This is a genomic window from Pseudomonas sp. B329 (assembly GCF_023127835.1).
GTDB classification, from domain to species: Bacteria; Pseudomonadota; Gammaproteobacteria; order Pseudomonadales; family Pseudomonadaceae; genus Aquipseudomonas; species Aquipseudomonas synxantha_A.
This window is the reverse complement of record NZ_SPKP01000062.1, coordinates 21954-39577: the sequence shown is the minus strand read 5'-3', so window position 1 is coordinate 39577 and position 17624 is coordinate 21954. Positions and strand designations below refer to the sequence as shown.

The following is a 17624-nucleotide window of genomic DNA, read 5'->3' as shown; positions in this document are numbered from 1 at the left end:
TCAATTAAGGGGTCTTATGGTCAGCGCGTTCCACTTTCCTGAATACGACCAGTTGGACGGCATTGCGCTGGCTGAGATGGTGCGCCTTAAAGAAGTAACCCCTCTGGAGCTTGTGAGCGCCGCCGTTCAGCGGATCGACGCAGGAAATGGCGCGATCAACGCGGTGGTGCATCTTCTTGAGCGCGAGGCCAAGGCACAATGCGAGGTGCCATTGGCAGACGGCCCGTTGTCCGGCGTCCCCCTATTGGTCAAGGACCTGCTTGCGGAAATTCAGGGCTGCCCCACACGTAACGGCTCCCGGCTGTTCGCGCACTATGTTGCCAGGGAGGACTCGCAGACGATCAAGCGTTATCGACAGGCGGGGTTGATCTTTGTCGGTAAAACCGCGACGCCGGAGTTGGGCTTGCATCCCTATACCGAGTCTGATGCAACCGGTGCCACACGTAACCCCTGGAACTTGGAACTGTCGCCGGGCGGCTCCAGCGGCGGTGCCTGTGCAGCGGTCGCGGCGGGCATGACCCCGATTGCCCACGGCAGCGATGGAGGTGGCTCAATTCGGCTACCCGCTTCCCATTGCGGGGTTTTCGGCCTCAAGCCAACACGTGGTCGGTCTCCCTGCGGGCCGCATTTTTCAGAGTTATGGCAGGGTCTGGTAGTTGAACACGCGGTCTCAAAAAGCGTGCGCGACAGTGCTGCCATGCTCGATATCCTGATTGCGGGGAGTGATGATGCTGATGCTTACCGTTGGCCCGCACCGGCTCAATCGTTTCTTGCGGGTATCGGCGATGCGCCTGGCAGGCTGCGCATTGCTTACACCTTCAAGCCTTTTCTGGGTGGGGATTTGAGTCCCGACTGTCGCGCCGCGTTGGAAAGCAGTTTGAAGCTGTTGACGGACCTTGGGCACGAGGTGGTTGAAGCCCATCCACCCTTGGCATCCCCCGATCAATTATGCGAAGCCATGCTGACCCTGGTGTGCGGGGAAATGGCGAGCCTGGTGCAGAACGCGGGGCGCATGCTTGATCGCGTGGCGACTTACGCGGATTTCGAGAGCGGGACCTGGGCCCTGGCCCGGCAGGGCCATATCCTCAAAGCGGTCGATCTCGCCAGGGCGAGAGAGTTGGCGCTTCATCAGGGGCGCATCATGAGCGCCTTTCATGAACACTACGATGTGCTGGTGACGCCGGTAGCCAACCAGTTGGCATCGAAGGTGGGAGCGTTTCGCTTGAGTCCGTTGGAGGATCGCCTATCGCGTAGAGTATTAGGTAAATGGGGAATGGACTGGCCCCTGCGACTGGGCAATCGCCTTGCAGAACATTCGCGCACTGTCATGGAATATATGGGGTGGTCGACACCGTTCAATATGAGCGGGCAACCGGCGATGAGTGTGCCTCTGTACTGGAACGAAACAGGACTTCCCATCGGCACACAGTTCATCGCAAAGATGGGCAATGAGGCCTTGCTGCTGCAACTTGCACGTTCGCTTGAAGTTGCACGGCCCTGGCGACATCGTAGCCCGCCTCACTCTTCAGCGGCGTCAAGTACTCAGATCAAATAGCATTGACTGCGTCCAGGGTCTTGTTGCTCAAGTTAACTTCAACAGCGATGGCTCGTTCTACGCCGATAGTCAGGGGCGGGCCTAGTCTGACCAACTCCAGCCCCGCTTTCATCAGCATCTTTTCGACACCCACGGAAGTAACGGTGATGAGCTTTTCAACGTGCTGCGAGTGCGCATGCCTGATGAGGTGACCAATGGCCTTCATGGCGGTATTGGAAAAGCCGAAGCCGCCGCGCTCACTGGCACTTATGGCAAATCGGCTAAGCTCCCAGATGTTGGCGGCACGCGGAGGTTTTTTAGTGGTCAACAGGTTGGGGAACGTGTCTTTGAGCATATAGGGACCTGTGGTTGGCAATATACGCCAGCAGCCCGCCACTTTGTTTTCGTTGATATCATCGATCAGCAGCATATAAGTGGGGGCCAAGGCGTCGTAACCATCTATCTCCATGTCGGCAATTATCGACACATCCCAGCCTTTTTTATCCTTGAAGATTGAAGCCCGAAGTTTATGCATGCCCTCCAGATAACGTGGTGATATGTTCTCGCGTTTGTCTATTAGATATTTCATGCTGGCTTCCTCGGCTTCGAAGTGCATAGCTTTATGCAGATTGCATAAGCGTTAAACTATAAGTGTTGATAGGTATCCTGATATCAAGGAGTATGTGAAGATCCCCTTCTTCTGAGCGGGAGTTGGGCGTTTATGTATAGATGTTCAAAGTTTGTGAATGAGGTCATTTTTTTTCGAACGAAAAAAGGGATGACCCAGGCGGATTTCTGGGCGAAATTTGGTGTCACCCAGAGTTCAGGAAGTCGAATTGAAAAGACGGGGCGGATGCTTGTTCCGTTGTACATGCTGCTGCGCTTGTACTGCGCAGGGGTTATTGCAGACGATGATCTTGAGTTGGAGTTCGAGCGTATGGGCAAGTCTGCCTCGGACAGGTTCGGCTGACTCCCAAGCCAGGCGAGTACTGCTGGGTTATTTGAGTTTTTTCTTGCGTGTCTGGCGAACGGCCAAGTGTTCGAAAATAAACGACGCAGTGCCGAACACTGCAATTATTGAAAGCACGAGCATGCCGAGAGTTGAGCTTTCCACGGTGATTTCCTGCGTAGATTTGAGTTGACGATCACGCTAGGGCCTCGGCTTCCTGGCTTCAATAGACCCGACGCAAACCTTACGGCGCCGGGCCCATTGTTACGCGCTCTTTACGCGCAACGGCCGCTACGGCGTATTGCGGCTGTGACGGTAGTCGCTGACCGCTTCATACACCGCCTTTCGCAACCGGTTGATGCCGCCGATGGGGCGGTGTGCTTCCACACCGAACCAAGGGTTGAACGACTGGTTATCGCAGGCCAGGTTCTGCGCCGGCGTGTCGAAATCCTGGGCAGGAATCCTGACCTTGGCCACGGTTTCATACGGCGCATCGCTTTCTTTCCATTCGATGCTGGTGTCTTCGATGGGCATGAACTTTTGCGGGTTCTGCCGTTGGATCTGCAGCACGAAACAGGCCGCTACGCGGTCGGTGGACAGTTGCTGATTGAGGGCGCTGCGCAGGAAGTTCGGCAGGGCCTGGTTCTGTTTGGGCAGCGCATAATCCGGACAGCTTTGCGGGTCGGGCGCGACGCGAAACTTGGCGTTGGCCGCGCCAAACTTGTAGGGCGACACTGAAAAGTAAGTCGTCTGCGTCGGGCTGGCCGGTGCGGGCGCCAGCGTTGCCAGGGCGATAAACAGGTGGCGCACTTGCCAACTGCGCGGGTCGAGCTTGGGAAAGAACGCCAGGACCTTCTTGCCATCCGCTTGCGCGCCGATGTTCTGCGCGTATTCGGCGACATCGCTGACAAAGAAATTCGGGTGGCTGAACATCACGAAATCCTGCTCGGTGCGGGCTTGCTGGTCGGCCATCAATTGCTTGCCCGGCACATCCAATAGCTTGATCGCCATGCCGCGGGCATCGCGGATGCTGTCGAATTGCGGGTAGGCGTTGCCGTTGGACAGGCGCATCGTCGCCTGCCAGGTCTTGCCCGCCTCTGCGAACACCCCCTGGCGCAAGGCCGGGTCGAGATCCGCCAGAACGCTGACCTCGGCTTTCACGCAACCATGGGCCTTGGCATGGGCATCGCGCAGGTAGCGAGTGCCTTCGCGGTGCTGGTCAACGATGCGTACGGCGGTCTGGATGATGCCTTGGGTCATCGCTGCTTCACCCGGCGGGATCTGTTCATCCGCTGACACCGGGCCACTGTGCTGCCAGGCGAACCATACGGTCGCCAGTAGCCACCCCAACAGCCCAACGCCCACCAGCCACAACAGGGTCTTGCCGAGAAAAGCGCCGAGACGCAGCCAGAGACGAGCGAGCATGGAACGTTCCTTGTTTTGTGATCGAATAATCATGGCAGTTGGTGCTCCAGCGGGCCGCCCAGTACTTTGAGGTACTCGAGCAGCGCCCAGCGCTCCTGGGGCAGCAAGCCACGGCCAATGACGCCATTGCCCCGCGCGCCTGCGCGGAATTCGTGGCCGCTGTTGTGATTGCCGGTGATTCGGGTATCGAACAGGAAGGCATTCTTGAACGAGGCGGTTTCAAAACCCAGATGGCGTGGATCGTAGTTGAACGTGCCTTTATAGAAGGTGGTGCTGCGTTCGTCCTGGGGCGAAAGCAGTTGGTAGATCGTCGGCACCGAACCGTTGTGCAGGAACGGCGGGGTAGCCCATACGCCTGCCAGTGGTCGCGCTTTATAGGCACGCAATTCGCGCACGCCAATCGGCAGGCCGAACCCGTCCAGGCTCGGGCGCTCGGCCGGGGTCACGCCAGCAGCGCGGTAGGCATGTTCTTCGACAAAGGCGGTGACGTAGGCCAGCCCCTGGGCCACGGACATTTTTTTCAGATCCAGTGGCGCGGTGGGCGCAGGGTGTAGTTCAACATTGAGTTGGGCCAGTTCGGCCGGGTCCCATTGCAGGGCGCTGAGGTCATAACGCTGGTCGGCAATGTTGCTGGCGGTGCCGGGGTCGGTGCCGATGTAGTCCACCGGCAGCATTTTCAACTGCTGCACCGGGCGGCCATTTTCCTCGGTGACCGCGGGTATATGGCAGCCAGCACAGTTTTCGGCGAAGAGTGCTCGGCCTTGGGCGGCGAGGGGTTTGTCGATGGCGCCGAACAAGTCCTCCGGCCAGGTTGGCGGCTTGAGGCGTTGCAGGGTTTCTTCGATCAGGTGCAGGTCCCGCACGCGTACGCTGGACGGGTAGCGAGCGTCGCCCTGGAGCGGTTGGCCGGCACTGTCGAAGAAGGCCAGGGTTGCGCCTACACCAAGGGCTTCACCGATATTGCGCGCCATGGGCTGCTGAGCCGAGCCATTCCACTGCACCCAGTCGAATGTCCAGATATCCCACAACTGCGGGTAGTCCACTGGGGCATTGGCGACACGATAATTGTCGGGGGAAATAGCGTCGCCAAAGCTGGCATTGGCGATGCGCCCGAAGGCGTCAGTACGACCGGGGCCTTCTTCGGTGGGATAGAGGCCGCGATGGGTATCATTCCAGGCGACTTTGAGGAACTGGTTCAGCGATTGTTTGAAGTCCTGGCGCAGCTGATTGTGCTGGGTATCGTACTGATCACCCAGGACTTTGCGGGCGAAGCGCTCGAACTTCCACGGGTTGTAATACGTAGCGGCAAGGCTGGCGACCAGGGCTTGGCCAAAACTGCCGCCCCGCAAGGTGGGTACGCTGGAGGGCAGCACGTGTTGCGCCGAGCCACCGTCGATACGCAGGGCCTGGCCCTTGAAGTGCAATTGACCGGTGTGGCAGGCCGCACAGGTGATATCCAGGTATTGAACCTGGCTGTCGGCGTTCTGGTGTCGGGCAAAACCTACCGGCAGGTTGCCAGGGTTTTGCGGGGTGGGCACTTGCTTGGGGTCGACCAGAAAACCAAAGCGCGCCAGGTACTCCGGCGCGGCAAAGCGTTGCTCGGAGAACGGCAGCTCCAGGGCCGTGAACCAATCGTAGTGCAGGCCCTTTACCTGGGTGCCCTGGGGCGTGAAGTAGTAGGTCTGACGGTCAGCGGCACTCCATTGATCCTGGTAGTGCACCTGCTTTACTGGCACGTAGTCCGGTAGCTTGGGGTTGAGGGTGTAATAGAGCACCACGGCCAGAATCAGGCCCAGGGCGATCAGTATCAGGAGTAAAACACGGGAAAAAGTGCGCAAGATAACTATCCTTGTCGAATTGTCGCGTTGTTATGCCACTGCGCCACAGGTGCGGCAAGTAGCGATGAGCCTGCTGGCAGGCGGTCCCGCGATCCGTCGCGGTGCCCCATGATAAATGGAAATGCTTTTAAACACGTGAACTTATCAGAAGTTTCCTGCTCACATGCCGGTAGCCATTGGTCGTGGCCGCCTGATAAGCTCGCGACTTTATTCGAATGCCCTTTTGGCGCATGAACAAGGAAATAGCATGAAACAGCATCGGTTGGCGGCGGCGGTGGCCCTGGTTAGCCTGGTACTTGCGGGTTGTGATTCGCAGACCAGCGTAGAGCTGAAAACCCCGGCGCAAAAAGCTTCCTACGGCATCGGCCTGAACATGGGCAAGAGCCTTGCCCAAGAAGGCATGGATGACCTGGACTCCAAAGCGGTAGCCCAAGGCATCGAAGATGCTGTCGGCAAGAAAGAGCAGAAGCTCAAAGATGACGAGCTGGTTGAAGCCTTCGCCGCGCTGCAAAAGCGTGCCGAAGAGCGCATGACCAAAATGAGCGAAGAGTCGGCAGCTGCCGGCAAGAAATTCCTCGAAGACAACGCCAAGAAAGACGGCGTCGTCACCACCGCTTCCGGTCTGCAGTACAAGATCGTGAAGAAGGCCGACGGCGCACAGCCCAAGCCAACCGACGTGGTGACTGTTCACTACACCGGCAAGCTCACCAACGGCACCACCTTTGACAGCTCCGTGGATCGCGGCAGCCCGATTGACCTGCCGGTCAGCGGCGTGATCCCGGGTTGGGTCGAAGGCCTGCAACTGATGCACGTTGGCGAGAAGGTCGAGCTGTACATCCCGTCCGACCTGGCCTACGGCGCCCAGAGCCCGAGCCCGGCGATTCCAGCCAACTCCGTGCTGGTATTCGACCTGGAACTGCTGGGCATCAAGGACCCAGCCAAGGCAGAAGCTGCTGACGCACCTGCTGCACCAGCCGCCAAGAAGTAATCGGCGCCTGAACACACAACGCCCCGTCTCGACGGGGCGTTGTTGTTTCTGGGTAAATCCGATAGAACCCGCAGCATTGCGCGCAGTCTGATGTAAGACTCGAGCACGGGTAGCCGCACATACAGGCCAAGTCAATGAAATCTTGGGTTTTTTTTATGTGCGCAAAAAACGCCCGATCTGACTGTAAGCCTTATAGACCGTGGCTTTCAGCTGATAAAACAGGCTCTGTTCACAAGGTTATCCACAATTTGTGTGGATAACCTTTTACCTCGCCTGGAACTGGAGTGCCTGATGAAACCACCCTTCAATTTCACCCGCTTTCTGCCCATGGCCGCGCGCCTGCTGGGCCGTGGACGTTTGCCGACCTTGCTGTTTGCCGTTGCGGCCAAAGGCTCAAGCCAGGGCAATCGCCTGGGCCAGCTCAAGGATGATCTCAAATTGCTCCAAGCCCTTTGCCTGGCTTACTGGCGCGGCGAATACCGAGCGATCAGCCCCAAGGCGTTGATCTCGGTGGTGGCGGGGTTGATGTACTTTCTGAGCCCGATTGACGCGATCCCGGACTTCATCCCGATGTTCGGCATGTTCGACGACATCGCGGTGCTGGCATGGGTCATGAAGACCCTGAGCGGCGAACTGAGCGCCTTTCGCGCCTGGCGGGATGCGCAACGCCCGGAAAAACTCGCGGTGGTTGAGCGCCTCCCTGCAACGCCTGAGCTGCTGGCCCAGGAAAACCCACAAAAAAACTAATGATGCCGGGGATCCCCCAGCGACCTTCGCGGCTGTTAGGATTACACTTCTAAGGAAAGAACTTACTTAGTAAGTGTTTTTATCCTACGGGGCAGTCATGGATATTCAGATCATTTCACGCGATGGCGCACCCGAATATGCGGTGTTGCCATGGGACCAGTACCAGGCACTGCTAAGAGCTGCCGGTCAGCAGCCACCTACACCCGCTTCTTCTCCTGCCGCCTCTACCGCCATCGACCAGGACCTGCGCCCGCTCGCAGACCTGCGCGGCCTGCGTGAAGCCAAGGGCCTGGCTATCGAGACCCTGGCACGCACGGTGGGGATCAGCCCCTCGTACCTTGGTTTGATTGAAAGTGGTGAACGCCAGCCGGATGCCGCAATTCGCCGCAGCCTGGCCTGGGAATTGGGCGTGGCAGGTTGGAGGGATGAGTCTTGAGCCTACGTATCAGCCGTCAACACTGGGATGGGTTGCTCAACGAATTGGATCAGGCGCGTCGCCAGCGCCATTTGTTGACGTACCGGGCGCTGCTTGAGCGCCTGCAATTTCCGACGCCAGCCATGCAGACCCTGGCGGCTGCCCTGGAGCACCTGGCGGCGCTGGATGCCAAGGCCGAGCAGCCGCTGCGCAGTTCCCTGGTGATCAGCCAGGGTGCCAGCCGCCTGCCACGTACCGGGTTCTTTGAGTGTGTGGAGCGTCTAGGGCGCTTCAGTGGACCCTCCGATGGCGTGGCGGCTGCGTCCTGGCACGCTTCGGAAGTGGTGCGGGTGTTCGAGTACGAATACCCGGAGTCCGCCGAGGCTTAAAGCGCTGCTGAGTACATGTCCAGGCTGTCGATCACATGGATGCTGTAGCCGGCCACGTCCTTGGCATGGTGCTTGGCTTGCGAGGCCAGTTCTGCCAACTGGCTGGCATCGAGTTGCGCACAGGCCTGTGGATACAGATGCACCACACCGATAGACAGCGATAGCAAGGCGAACTCCTGGCGCACGCCCTGACGGTTGAGTGACACGAAGCAACCAGCATCCACGTGCTCGGCGCGGTAAAAGCGTCGGCATTGGGTATGGAAGTCGTCCAGCAACTGGTTGAGCCGCTTGCGCCAATCCTGCGGGCCCAGCACCAGCAAAAAGTCATCGCCGCCAATATGCCCGACAAAGTCGCGGCAGGGGTCTACCTGGTCGTTCAGGCATTGCGCCAGGCACAGCAGCACTTCATCCCCACGCCCGTAGCCGTAGATATCGTTGAACGGCTTGAAACTGTCGATATCCACATAACAGATCAGCGACTCGCGCTGTTGCTGCAACAGCCGAGCCAGGCATTGCTGGATCGGTACGTTGCCTGGCAGCAAAGTCAGCGGGTTGGCGTAGCGCGCCTGCTGGATTTTCAGTTCGGTGATCAGCTTGAGCACGTCGATCACCCGGCCCAGGCCCAGATAGTCACCGTTCAACGTGATGATGAAATCTTCTTCGATGCGCTGCCGTGCGCGGCTGGTCAATAAACGGCTGACCTGTTGCAAGGACTGGCTCAACTCCACCGCCAGGAAATCATCGCTCATCAATCGGCTGATCGGTTTGCGCGCAAACAAGTCGGTCGCGAACGGCTTGAGCAGCGCGTCCGACAGCGAGTGTCGGTGCACAATTCCAATCGGGCGACCGCCGCCATCCAGCACCGCCAGTGAATTGAGATTGGCCTGGTGATGGAACGCTTCCAGCACTTGAGCCGTGGCGGTGTCTTGATCCACCGCTGGCTGTTCGTTCAGCAGGGCGCTGAGGTCACTGCCTTCATCGCTGAGGGCAGTCGTGGTGTTATCCGGCTTGGGCAACATCAGGCGCGCTTCCTGCGGTGTGCAAACTGCCTTGAGCCAGGATTGAGCCCAATGCATTCAGCGGTTCGGTCACGGTCATGGCGATCTCGATCGAAAAAAAAGGACCGCAGGCGTTAAGCCTGCGGTCCTTTCATTTCACGACAGAATGATGTCTATATGATGACACTGCGTGGAGCGGTCACATTAAATTGCCATCATTTACTGCTTGGCCACCTGCTTGGTGATCTTCAGGTAGTCGAGGAGGATCCGGCCAGTCTCGGCCAAGTAGGCATCATCTTCCGGTTTGGTTTTATCCGCTTCGGTCGGCAAGGCATCTTCATCTTCTTTCTTCAGCTCTTTGAGCGGATCTTCACCCTTGGCTTTGCGGCGAGTGTTTTCCAGCACCAATTGCTGATTCTCGATGCTGGAGTGCTGTGCACGGCGATCCGCTTCGTTGAGGCTGACGGTTTTCTCTTCCATCAGCTTCTTGGCCAGGGCCAGCTTGTCGCGGATAAACACGAACTCGGCATCCTTGGCAGAGCGGGTGTCGTGGTCTGCCTTCAACTGCGTCAGGAACGGCTTGAACGGATCCGACGCCGGCTTGATCGCAGGGCGGATGGTGTCCCATGGCATGGCTTCAGGCAGTGCGCTTTCGCCGATTTCCTTGGTGTCGATAATCGACGGGAAATCGATATCCGGCAGCACGCCCTGATGCTGGGTGCTCTGCCCGGAAACCCGGTAGAACTTGGCCAGCGTCAGTTTCAGCTCGCCATGGTTCAGCGGCTGAATGGTCTGCACGGTGCCCTTGCCGAAAGTCTGGCCGCCGATGATCAGCGCACGGTGATAGTCCTGCATGGCGCCGGCGAAAATCTCTGAAGCCGAGGCCGAGAGACGGTTGACCAGCAACGCCATCGGCCCCTTGTAGAAGGCGCCCGGGTTCTCGTCTTCCAACACGTCGACACGCCCATCAGCATTGCGGACCAACACGGTTGGGCCTTTGTCGATAAACAGGCTGGTCAGCTCGGTGGCTTCTTGCAGGGAGCCGCCACCGTTGTTGCGCAGGTCGATGACCACGCCGTCGACTTTTTCTTTCTGCAGTTCCGTCAGGATCTTCTTCACGTCGCGGGTGGTGGACTTGTAGTCCGGGTCACCGGCACGGAACGCCTTGAAGTCCAGGTAGAAGGCCGGGATCTCAATCACGCCCAGCTTGTAGTCCTTGCCATCCTGCTTGAGGTTGAGGACTTTCTTCTGCACCGCCTGGTCTTCGAGCTTCACCGCTTCACGGGTGATTGACACGATCTTGCTGGTCTGGTCGTTCGGTGCGTTGGTGTGCGGAATCACTTCCAGGCGCACCACGCTGCCTTTGGGGCCACGGATCAGCTTGACCACTTCGTCCAGGCGCCAGCCGACCACATCGACCATCTCTTTGTCGGCCTGGGCCACGCCAATGATCTTGTCTGCCGGGGCGACCTGCTTGGTCTTGTCCGCCGGACCTGCCGGTACCAAACGTACGATCTTGACCTGGTCATTGTCGCTTTGCAGGACGGCACCAATGCCTTCCAGGGACAGACTCATGTTGATATCAAAGTTTTCCGCGTTATCCGGCGACAGATAATTGGTGTGCGGGTCGTAGGACATCGCGAAGGTGTTGATGTAGGCCTGGAAGATATCTTCGGCACGGGTCTGGTCCAGGCGCGCCAACTGATTCTTGTAGCGCTTGGTCAACAGTTCCTGAATGGCCTTGGGCTCTTTGCCGGCGATCTTCAAGCGCAGCACTTCGTCCTTGACGCGTTTGCGCCACAGGTCGTCCAGCGCTGCCGTGCTGGTCAGCCAAGGGGCATCCTTGCGATCCACCAGAAGGGTTTCCTTCTGGGTGAAGTCGAGCTTGTCGATGCCTTTGTTCAGCTCACCCAGGGCGAAGTCCAGACGCGCTTTGACGCGGTCCAGGTAACGCTTGTAGATGGTGAAGCCGGGCTGCAGGTCGCCGCCTTTGAGGAAGTCGTCGAACTGCGTCTTCCACTTGTCGAACTCAGCGATATCGCTGGCCAGGAAGTAGCTGCGCGACGGATCCAGCAGCTTGAGGTAGCTGTCGTAGATGATCACCGAGCGAGCGTCGTCCAGCGGCGGCTTGCTGTAGTGATGGCGCTTGAGCAACTCGACAACGTTAAGGCTGGCAATCACCTCATCGCGATCAGGCTGAAGGTTGTCCCAGCTATTGGCTGCGAACGTATTGGTCGACATCGACGCGAAGCCGAGACCAATGAAAAAAGCGAGGGCGGTGCTGGGGAACAGATGCTTCATGCTGATTCGACGCGGGGGCAATTGATAACGCATATTAGGCCGTCTTTGAGGGAGCCGGTTCCATATGGTCCGGTCGCATAATGCAAAAAGCCCGACGCTACTGCTACGGGCTCAGTCCAGACTCACTATGGAGGCACTGTGAAAGCATTGCAAGGCGTTGAGGGGCATGTGGAGGGTTAGAAGAACCCAGTCCTACATTCGATGTAGTCCATATTGCCAACAGCCTGACCGAATCCTGGATTGAAATGCAGTCAGTGTGGGAGCTGGCTTGCCTGCGATAGCGGTGCACCAGATGAAGAATTCTTCACTGTTGCACCGCTATCGCAGGCAAGCCAGCTCCCACAGGTTGATCTCTATTGATTCAGGTCCAGTGGTGGATCGGCCAGCCGGCCTGTTCGGCATGGGCGCGCAACACCGGGTCCGGGTTCACTATCTGCGGGTGATCCACCTTGAGCAGCAGCGGCAAGTCATTGCGCGAATCCGAGTAGAAATACGCCCCCTCCAGCGTTTCTCCTTCCTGCTCCAGCCATTCCAGCAGGCGCGTGATCTTGCCTTCACGATAGGTCAGCACGCCTACGGTGCTGCCGCTGTACACGCCGTGGCCGACGTCCAGGTTAATCCCCAACACTTCTTCAATACCGATACGCGCCGCAATCGGCGTGACCAGGTGAGTGCCCGAGGCGGAAATCACCAGGATCCGGTCGCCATTCGCACGGTGGCGGGCGATGGTCTTGGTGGCGTCGCTATAGATCAGCGGCTCGATCACGTCCTCAACCCACGGCTCCACCAGATGCTCGATTTCTTCCGGGGTGCGGCCGATCATCGGCTCCAGGCTGAAGTCCATGAAGTCTTCCATGCGCAACTCGCCTCGGCTGTAGGCGTCCATCAATTCGTTGTTCCTGCGCATGAACGACTCAGGGTCTACCCAGCCCAGGCGGCCCATCTGTTCGCTCCACAGGGTGGCGCAGTCGCCGTGGATCAGGGTGTCGTCCAGATCAAAAATTACCAATGCCATCCGTCATGTTCTCTCTCAATAGGTCGCTGCCTGTCAGGCTACTTCACACAGGGCGCTGGGGTCGATGGAAAGTGCCAGGCGCTGGCCGTCCGGGTGCAGGTCGTCGGCCGAGCGATTGAGTACGTCGACCACCAATTCCACGCCACGGGCTTCGATGCGGTAGCGAATCACGTTACCCAGCAAGCTGTGGCTGCGCACCAGCGCATCGAGCTCGCCGCTGCGGCTCAACTCGATGGCCTCGGGGCGAATGGCAATGCGCCCCTTGATTGGCCGTTGCAACAACTGGCTGGCCTTGTCGGCATCGAGCAGGTTGTAGTTGCCGATAAAACCGGCGGCAAACACATCCACCGGGGCGGTATAGAGGGTTTCGGCATCGCCGCTCTGCACGATCTTGCCCTGGTTCATCAAAAAGATGCGGTCGGACATGGTCAGGGCTTCTTCCTGGTCATGGGTCACGAAAATCGTGGTCAGCCCCAGTTCGCGCTGGATCTGGCGGATCTGTTCGCGCAAGTGCTTGCGAATACGTGCATCCAATGCCGACAGCGGTTCATCGAGCAACAGTAGGCGCGGGCGGGTCACCAGGGAGCGGGCGAGGGCGACGCGCTGGCACTGGCCGCCGGACATCTGGTGCGGATAGCGGCCGGCCAGTTCCGTTAGCTCAACCAATTGCAGCACTTCCTGCACGCGCTTGTGGCTGTCGTCGGCGTTGACCTTTTGCATGCGCAGGCCGAACGCGACGTTCTGCTCCACGGTCATGTTGGGGAACAGCGCGTAGCTCTGGAACACCATGCCGATCTGACGTTTCTGCGGGCTCAGGGGCACGATGTCCTGCCCATCCAGCAGGATTGTGCCGCTGTCTACCGAGGTTAACCCCGCGATGCAACGCAGCAGGGTGGACTTGCCGCAACCGGACGGGCCGAGCAGGGTGACGAACTCGCCCTTGGCGATTTCACAGTTGATATCGCTGAACACTGGCGTGCCGGTGTAGCTTTTTTGCAGATGTTGGACGCTGACGAAGCTCATTGGCTTTTGTCCTTGTTCAAGATATTGGCGGCCCAGGTCAGCACCAGCACAAAGAAGAAATAGGAGATCACAACGGCACTGGTGAAGTGGCCGCTGCTGTTGCGCATGTTGTTGAGGTACACCTGCAGGGTCTCGTAGCGCGTGCCGACGAGGATGTTGGCGAACACGAACTCACCGAACAGGAACGAGAACGACAACAGCAATGCCACCATCAGGCCTTTGCGCAGGTTAGGCAGCACCACCAGGATCGCCGCTTGCCAGGTGCTGGCGCCGAGCAGTTGCGAGGCGTCCATCAGGTCGCGCAGGTTGATGGCTTGCAGGTTGTTGGTGATCGCCCGGTACATGAACGGCAGCGCCACGGTGAAGTAGCAGCCGATCAGAATCCACGGCGTACCCACCATCGCCAACGGCCCGGAACCGTACAGTTGCAGCAAACCGACTGAAGACACCACCGGCGGCACCGCGAAGGGCAGCAGAATCAGAATGTTCATCAGCGCATCAAGCTTGGGAAAGTGGTAATGCACCACGAACAGCAGCGGCAAAATCAATACCACCGAAAGGATCAACGCGCCCACACATACCAGCAACGATTGCCCGAACGCCATCAGAAAGCGCGGGTCGCTCCACAGCTGTACGTACCATTTCACGCTGAATCCGGCGGGCAGGATAGTCGCCGACCAACTGCTGGAGATCGAGTAGACAAAGGTGCCGATCAGCGGCAGTACCAGAATAAGGAACAGCAGGTACACCACTACCCGATGGTAGAGGGAGGCCGGGCCGGCATCAGCGCGAGACATGGTAGCTCCTCTTGAGCAGCAGTTGATGGACCACGGTGACCACCGTCATCAGCGCCACCAGTACCACGGCCAGGGCGCTGGCCATGTTCGGGTCCAGCGACACATCACCAGAGACCAGCCCCGCGATGCGGATCGGCAGCACGTTGAAGTTGCCGGTGGTCAGGGCGTAGACCGTGGCGTAGGCGCCAAGGGCGTTGGCCAACAGGATTACGAAAGTGCCAAGCAGGGCAGGGGTGAGCACCGGCAAGCCGATATGTCGCCAGAACTGCCAGCCATTGGCGCCGAGCAGCGCAGCCGACTCACGCCAGTCTTCGCGCAATGCATCAAAGGCCGGGTAGAGCAACAGCACACCAAGAGGAATCTGGAAGTAGGTGTAGAGGATGATCAAGCCGGTCTTGGAGTACAGGTTGAAGTCCTGAATGATCCCGGCCTGCTTGAGCATGATGGTGATGCTGCCGTTGAAGCCCAGCAGGATGATGAACGCGAAGGCCAGGGGCACGCCGGAGAAGTTGCTGGTCATGTTGGCAAAGGCCGTGACGAAGTTGCGCAGCGGCGAATCCACCCGGCGCAACGAATAACTGCCCAAGGTGGCGATGACGATGCCGAAGATGCTGGAGTAGAAACTGATCTCCAGGCTGAACTGAATCGCCTGCCGGTAGAACTTCGAACTGAAGATCCGTGTGAAGTTTTCCAGGCCCCAACCGGCCTCTTCGGTTTGCAGGCTGTTGATCAGCACCCATACCAGCGGCGCGATCTCGAACACGATAAAGAACAGTGCGAAGGGCACCAGGCACAGCAGGGCCAGCCATTTGCCGCGGGTCATCGAATTCACTTGAGCAACTCCCGGCACACCGGTTTGTCGTGCGGCACGCCAAGCAGCTCGCAGACGGTACCGCACAGATCGGTTTGTTTCGGCGCGGCGTCAGCATCCAGGCTGAAGGCGTCACCGAGGACAAACAGCGGCACTTCGCGCTCTTGCGGCAATAGGCCGTTGTGAGAGCGGTCGTTGTTCATGCCGTGGTCGGCCGTGACCAGCACCTGGTAGCCGGCGTCGAGCCAGCCTTGCAGGTAGTCGGCCAGGATAATGTCGGCCGAACGGGCGCTGTTGCGGTATTGCGCGGTGTCGAGGCCATGCTTGTGGCCGGCATCGTCGATATTCATCGGATGCACCAGCAAAAAGTTGGGCGCGTGCTTGAGCCGCAGGCTCTCGGCATCGGCGAACAGATGGGAATCCGGATAGTGGTCAGTCCAGTAGAAATGCCCGTGCTGGATCGCCAGTGCCTTGTTGTCGGTGTGGCGATCACGCGCGGCGACAAAGGGCGTGCGGTTATATAACTCGCTGACCCAATGGTAAGCCGCCGCTGCTGTGGCCAAGCAAGCATCGGTGGCGTAGTGGAAAATGCTGCGCTGGTTGGATAGGCGCGAGACGTTGTTATGGACAATGCCGCTGTCAATCGGTGGCACGCCGGTAAGGATGCATTCATACAACGGGCGGGACAGGGCGGGCAGTTCGCATTCCAGTTTGTAGAGGGCTGCGCGTCCTGCGCCGACGTAGGCCTGCAAGTGTCCCATGGCGTGCTGGGCGACCTCGAAGTTCAGGCCGTCGAGCACGACAAGGATGACAGTGTGCTTCATGGGGGCTGGGGCTCCGCGACAGATGGGCAGATATCGTTTTTTCGGTTGAAACCGGATCAAATGTGGGAGCTGGCTTGCCTGCGATGGCGGTGTATCAGTGGACACCAATGTTGAATGTCAGACCGCTATCGCAGGCAAGCCAGCTCCCACACTGACCGCACTTCGATCAGAGAGACCGATTACTTCATCTCTACGATGACCTGCTCGTTCCACATCTGCGGAAGCTTCTTGGACGTCGCTTCCCAGGCATCGGCATCTTTGATCGGCTGCGGGTTGGCCTTGGTGTATTGCTCGCCCGGGATCAGGTTCTTGGCGATATCGGCCGGCAGCTTCAGGTCGGTTTCCGCACGGATCGGACGCGCATTGCCCTTGGCCAGGTTGAGTTGGCCGGCATCGCTGAAGATGTATTCGCGGGTCAGCTTGGCGGCGTTCGGGTGCTTGGCGTATTTGTTGATGATGGTGGTGTAGCCCGATTTCACCGAGCCATCCGATGGAATCAGCACCACGTAGTCATCCGGGTTGGCCATCTTGGCTTTGTAGCTCAGGCCGTTGAAGTCCCAGACAATGCCAACTTCGACTTCGCCTTTTTCCATGGTGGCGATGGTCGGGTTGGACAGTGAGAGGCGACCTTGCTGGGCGATCCTGGTGAAAAACTGCAGGCCCGGTGCGATGTTTTTCTCGTCGCCCTTGTTGGCGATAGCGGCGGCGAGTACCGCATTGGAGGCTTGGGCTGCGGTGCTTACATCACCCACCGACACCTTGTATTTGCCGGTTTGCAGGTCGGCCCAACTGGTCGGGACTTCGGAGCCGTGCAGCAGTTTTTTGTTGACGATAAACGCGATGGTGCCGGTATAGGCCAGGGCCCAGTGACCGTCCTTGTCTTTTGCCCAATCCGGAACCTGCGCCCAGGTGGAGGGTTTGTATGGCTGGGTGACTTCCTGCTTCACCGCGATCGGGCCGAAGGCTGCGCCCACGTCACCGATATCGGCACTGGCGTTGTCTTTTTCGGCTTTGAACTTGGCGATTTCCTGGGCCGAACTCATGTCGGTGTCGATGTGCTTGAGGCCGTAGGTCTTGGCCAGGTCTTCCCAGGTGCCTTTCCAGTTGGCCCAATCATCGGGCATGCCGACGCTGTTGACGGCGCCTTCCGCCTTGGCGGCGGCTTCCAGTGTTTTTAGATCGGTATCAGCGGCCATGGCGGCGGTGCACATGGCAATGGTCGAGCCTAACAGTGATGCCAGGAAAAGCTGTTTCATCCGAAGCTCCTTTGGGCGTTTTACACGCGGCGTCTTATACGAACGTTGGCGAGGGTGTGGTCTAGGTCAGCAATACCTGAGCCAATTTAGGCCCGATGGATGACAGTTTCATGTCGATGTCGTTTTTGAAGCACGGGTGTCGCTCAGTTCAGACTTAGCGTAGACCATGCCCAACAGCCCGCAGGCCCTGGACTTGGCCGATGTATTGCAGGGTGTGGTGCAGGCGGTGGATACCGGCTGTCATCTGTCGGTCATCTGTAATGCCTAGGCTGGCTCGCAGCAGCAAAAGCCCAGATAGAGCGCGATTTGTGCAC

16 protein-coding genes and 1 pseudogene are annotated in these 17624 nt (G+C 58.7%); 6 read left to right on the top strand and 11 right to left on the bottom strand.

Going from position 1 to position 17624, the window contains the following annotated elements; genetic code table 11:
* The first annotated feature begins 16 nt into the window (after positions 1 to 16).
* A complete protein-coding gene (locus E4P00_RS27015) occupies positions 17 to 1555 on the top strand; it encodes an amidase (protein ID WP_078820789.1) in 1539 nt (512 codons plus the stop codon).
* On the opposite strand, the gene E4P00_RS27010 is transcribed toward E4P00_RS27015, so the two are convergent.
* Positions 1548 to 2123 carry an acyl-homoserine-lactone synthase gene (locus E4P00_RS27010; RefSeq protein ID WP_050549314.1) on the bottom strand — a complete coding sequence of 192 codons (576 nt, stop codon included), beginning with the start codon at positions 2121 to 2123 and terminating at the stop codon, positions 1548 to 1550. The genes E4P00_RS27015 and E4P00_RS27010 overlap by 8 nt on opposite strands.
* 189 nt (positions 2124 to 2312) lie before the next feature.
* On the opposite strand from E4P00_RS27010, the gene E4P00_RS27005 reads away from it, so the two are divergent.
* On the top strand, positions 2313 to 2504 hold the full coding sequence (locus E4P00_RS27005) for a hypothetical protein (RefSeq protein ID WP_050549313.1): 192 nt from the start codon (positions 2313 to 2315) through the stop codon (positions 2502 to 2504).
* Between the two features lie 270 nt (positions 2505 to 2774).
* Here E4P00_RS27005 and E4P00_RS27000 read toward each other — a convergent pair whose 3' ends face one another.
* Complete coding sequence (locus tag E4P00_RS27000) at positions 2775 to 3908, bottom strand: catalase family protein (protein WP_248133362.1); 1134 nt, start codon at positions 3906 to 3908, stop codon at positions 2775 to 2777.
* A gap of 29 nt (positions 3909 to 3937) precedes the next feature.
* Entirely contained in the window at positions 3938 to 5746 is a 1809-nt protein-coding gene (locus tag E4P00_RS26995) for a di-heme-cytochrome C peroxidase (protein ID WP_148852238.1), read from the bottom strand.
* A 247-nt stretch (positions 5747 to 5993) separates the two neighbouring features.
* Here E4P00_RS26995 and E4P00_RS26990 point away from each other — a divergent pair, with 247 nt between their 5' ends.
* The 4 genes from E4P00_RS26990 (at position 5994) to E4P00_RS26975 (ending at position 8285) form a co-directional block, all read left to right on the top strand.
* A complete protein-coding gene (locus tag E4P00_RS26990) occupies positions 5994 to 6734 on the top strand; it encodes an FKBP-type peptidyl-prolyl cis-trans isomerase (RefSeq protein WP_005786709.1) in 741 nt (246 codons plus the stop codon).
* A gap of 291 nt (positions 6735 to 7025) precedes the next feature.
* Positions 7026 to 7481, top strand: coding sequence for a DUF1232 domain-containing protein (locus E4P00_RS26985; RefSeq protein ID WP_005786711.1), 456 nt, complete (start codon positions 7026 to 7028; stop codon positions 7479 to 7481).
* A 97-nt stretch (positions 7482 to 7578) separates the two neighbouring features.
* Entirely contained in the window at positions 7579 to 7917 is a 339-nt protein-coding gene (locus E4P00_RS26980; protein ID WP_078820792.1) for a helix-turn-helix transcriptional regulator, read from the top strand.
* Positions 7914 to 8285 carry a hypothetical protein gene (locus E4P00_RS26975; protein WP_005786715.1) on the top strand — a complete coding sequence of 124 codons (372 nt, stop codon included), beginning with the start codon at positions 7914 to 7916 and terminating at the stop codon, positions 8283 to 8285. The genes E4P00_RS26980 and E4P00_RS26975 overlap by 4 nt, the downstream gene beginning before the upstream one ends.
* Here E4P00_RS26975 and E4P00_RS26970 read toward each other — a convergent pair.
* The 8 genes and pseudogenes from E4P00_RS26970 to E4P00_RS26935 all read right to left on the bottom strand — a co-directional run.
* Positions 8282 to 9322: pseudogene (locus E4P00_RS26970) on the bottom strand (GGDEF domain-containing protein); the annotation flags it as partial. The gene E4P00_RS26975 and the pseudogene E4P00_RS26970 overlap by 4 nt on opposite strands.
* A gap of 180 nt (positions 9323 to 9502) precedes the next feature.
* A complete protein-coding gene (locus E4P00_RS26965) occupies positions 9503 to 11584 on the bottom strand; it encodes a carboxy terminal-processing peptidase (RefSeq protein ID WP_228309648.1) in 2082 nt (693 codons plus the stop codon).
* 361 nt (positions 11585 to 11945) lie between these two features.
* Entirely contained in the window at positions 11946 to 12599 is a 654-nt protein-coding gene (locus E4P00_RS26960; RefSeq protein ID WP_078820793.1) for an HAD family hydrolase, read from the bottom strand.
* A 33-nt stretch (positions 12600 to 12632) separates the two neighbouring features.
* Positions 12633 to 13622, bottom strand: a complete 990-nt coding sequence (locus tag E4P00_RS26955) for an ABC transporter ATP-binding protein (protein ID WP_032876992.1) — start codon at positions 13620 to 13622, stop codon at positions 12633 to 12635.
* Entirely contained in the window at positions 13619 to 14419 is an 801-nt protein-coding gene (locus tag E4P00_RS26950) for an ABC transporter permease (protein WP_032876990.1), read from the bottom strand. The genes E4P00_RS26955 and E4P00_RS26950 overlap by 4 nt, the downstream gene beginning before the upstream one ends.
* Positions 14406 to 15242, bottom strand: a complete 837-nt coding sequence (locus E4P00_RS26945; protein ID WP_177464543.1) for an ABC transporter permease subunit — start codon at positions 15240 to 15242, stop codon at positions 14406 to 14408. The genes E4P00_RS26950 and E4P00_RS26945 overlap by 14 nt, the downstream gene beginning before the upstream one ends.
* A gap of 5 nt (positions 15243 to 15247) precedes the next feature.
* Positions 15248 to 16054, bottom strand: coding sequence for an alkaline phosphatase family protein (locus E4P00_RS26940; RefSeq protein WP_248133361.1), 807 nt, complete (start codon positions 16052 to 16054; stop codon positions 15248 to 15250).
* A gap of 179 nt (positions 16055 to 16233) precedes the next feature.
* Complete coding sequence (locus tag E4P00_RS26935) at positions 16234 to 17310, bottom strand: ABC transporter substrate-binding protein (RefSeq protein ID WP_005786727.1); 1077 nt, start codon at positions 17308 to 17310, stop codon at positions 16234 to 16236.
* Between the last annotated feature and the right edge of the window lie 314 nt (positions 17311 to 17624).

Coding starts and splice junctions, on each gene's coding strand:
- E4P00_RS26945 (WP_177464543.1), bottom strand. CDS start 15,242: ATGACCCGCGGCAAATGGCTGGCCCTGCTGTGCCTGGTGCCCTTCGCA.
- E4P00_RS26985 (WP_005786711.1), top strand. CDS start 7,026: ATGAAACCACCCTTCAATTTCACCCGCTTTCTGCCCATGGCCGCGCGC.
- E4P00_RS27005 (WP_050549313.1), top strand. CDS start 2,313: ATGACCCAGGCGGATTTCTGGGCGAAATTTGGTGTCACCCAGAGTTCA.
- E4P00_RS27010 (WP_050549314.1), bottom strand. CDS start 2,123: ATGAAATATCTAATAGACAAACGCGAGAACATATCACCACGTTATCTG.
- E4P00_RS26935 (WP_005786727.1), bottom strand. CDS start 17,310: ATGAAACAGCTTTTCCTGGCATCACTGTTAGGCTCGACCATTGCCATG.
- E4P00_RS26980 (WP_078820792.1), top strand. CDS start 7,579: ATGGATATTCAGATCATTTCACGCGATGGCGCACCCGAATATGCGGTG.
- E4P00_RS26940 (WP_248133361.1), bottom strand. CDS start 16,054: ATGAAGCACACTGTCATCCTTGTCGTGCTCGACGGCCTGAACTTCGAG.
- E4P00_RS26990 (WP_005786709.1), top strand. CDS start 5,994: ATGAAACAGCATCGGTTGGCGGCGGCGGTGGCCCTGGTTAGCCTGGTA.
- E4P00_RS27000 (WP_248133362.1), bottom strand. CDS start 3,908: ATGCTCGCTCGTCTCTGGCTGCGTCTCGGCGCTTTTCTCGGCAAGACC.
- E4P00_RS26950 (WP_032876990.1), bottom strand. CDS start 14,419: ATGTCTCGCGCTGATGCCGGCCCGGCCTCCCTCTACCATCGGGTAGTG.
- E4P00_RS27015 (WP_078820789.1), top strand. CDS start 17: ATGGTCAGCGCGTTCCACTTTCCTGAATACGACCAGTTGGACGGCATT.
- E4P00_RS26960 (WP_078820793.1), bottom strand. CDS start 12,599: ATGGCATTGGTAATTTTTGATCTGGACGACACCCTGATCCACGGCGAC.
- E4P00_RS26965 (WP_228309648.1), bottom strand. CDS start 11,584: ATGAAGCATCTGTTCCCCAGCACCGCCCTCGCTTTTTTCATTGGTCTC.
- E4P00_RS26955 (WP_032876992.1), bottom strand. CDS start 13,622: ATGAGCTTCGTCAGCGTCCAACATCTGCAAAAAAGCTACACCGGCACG.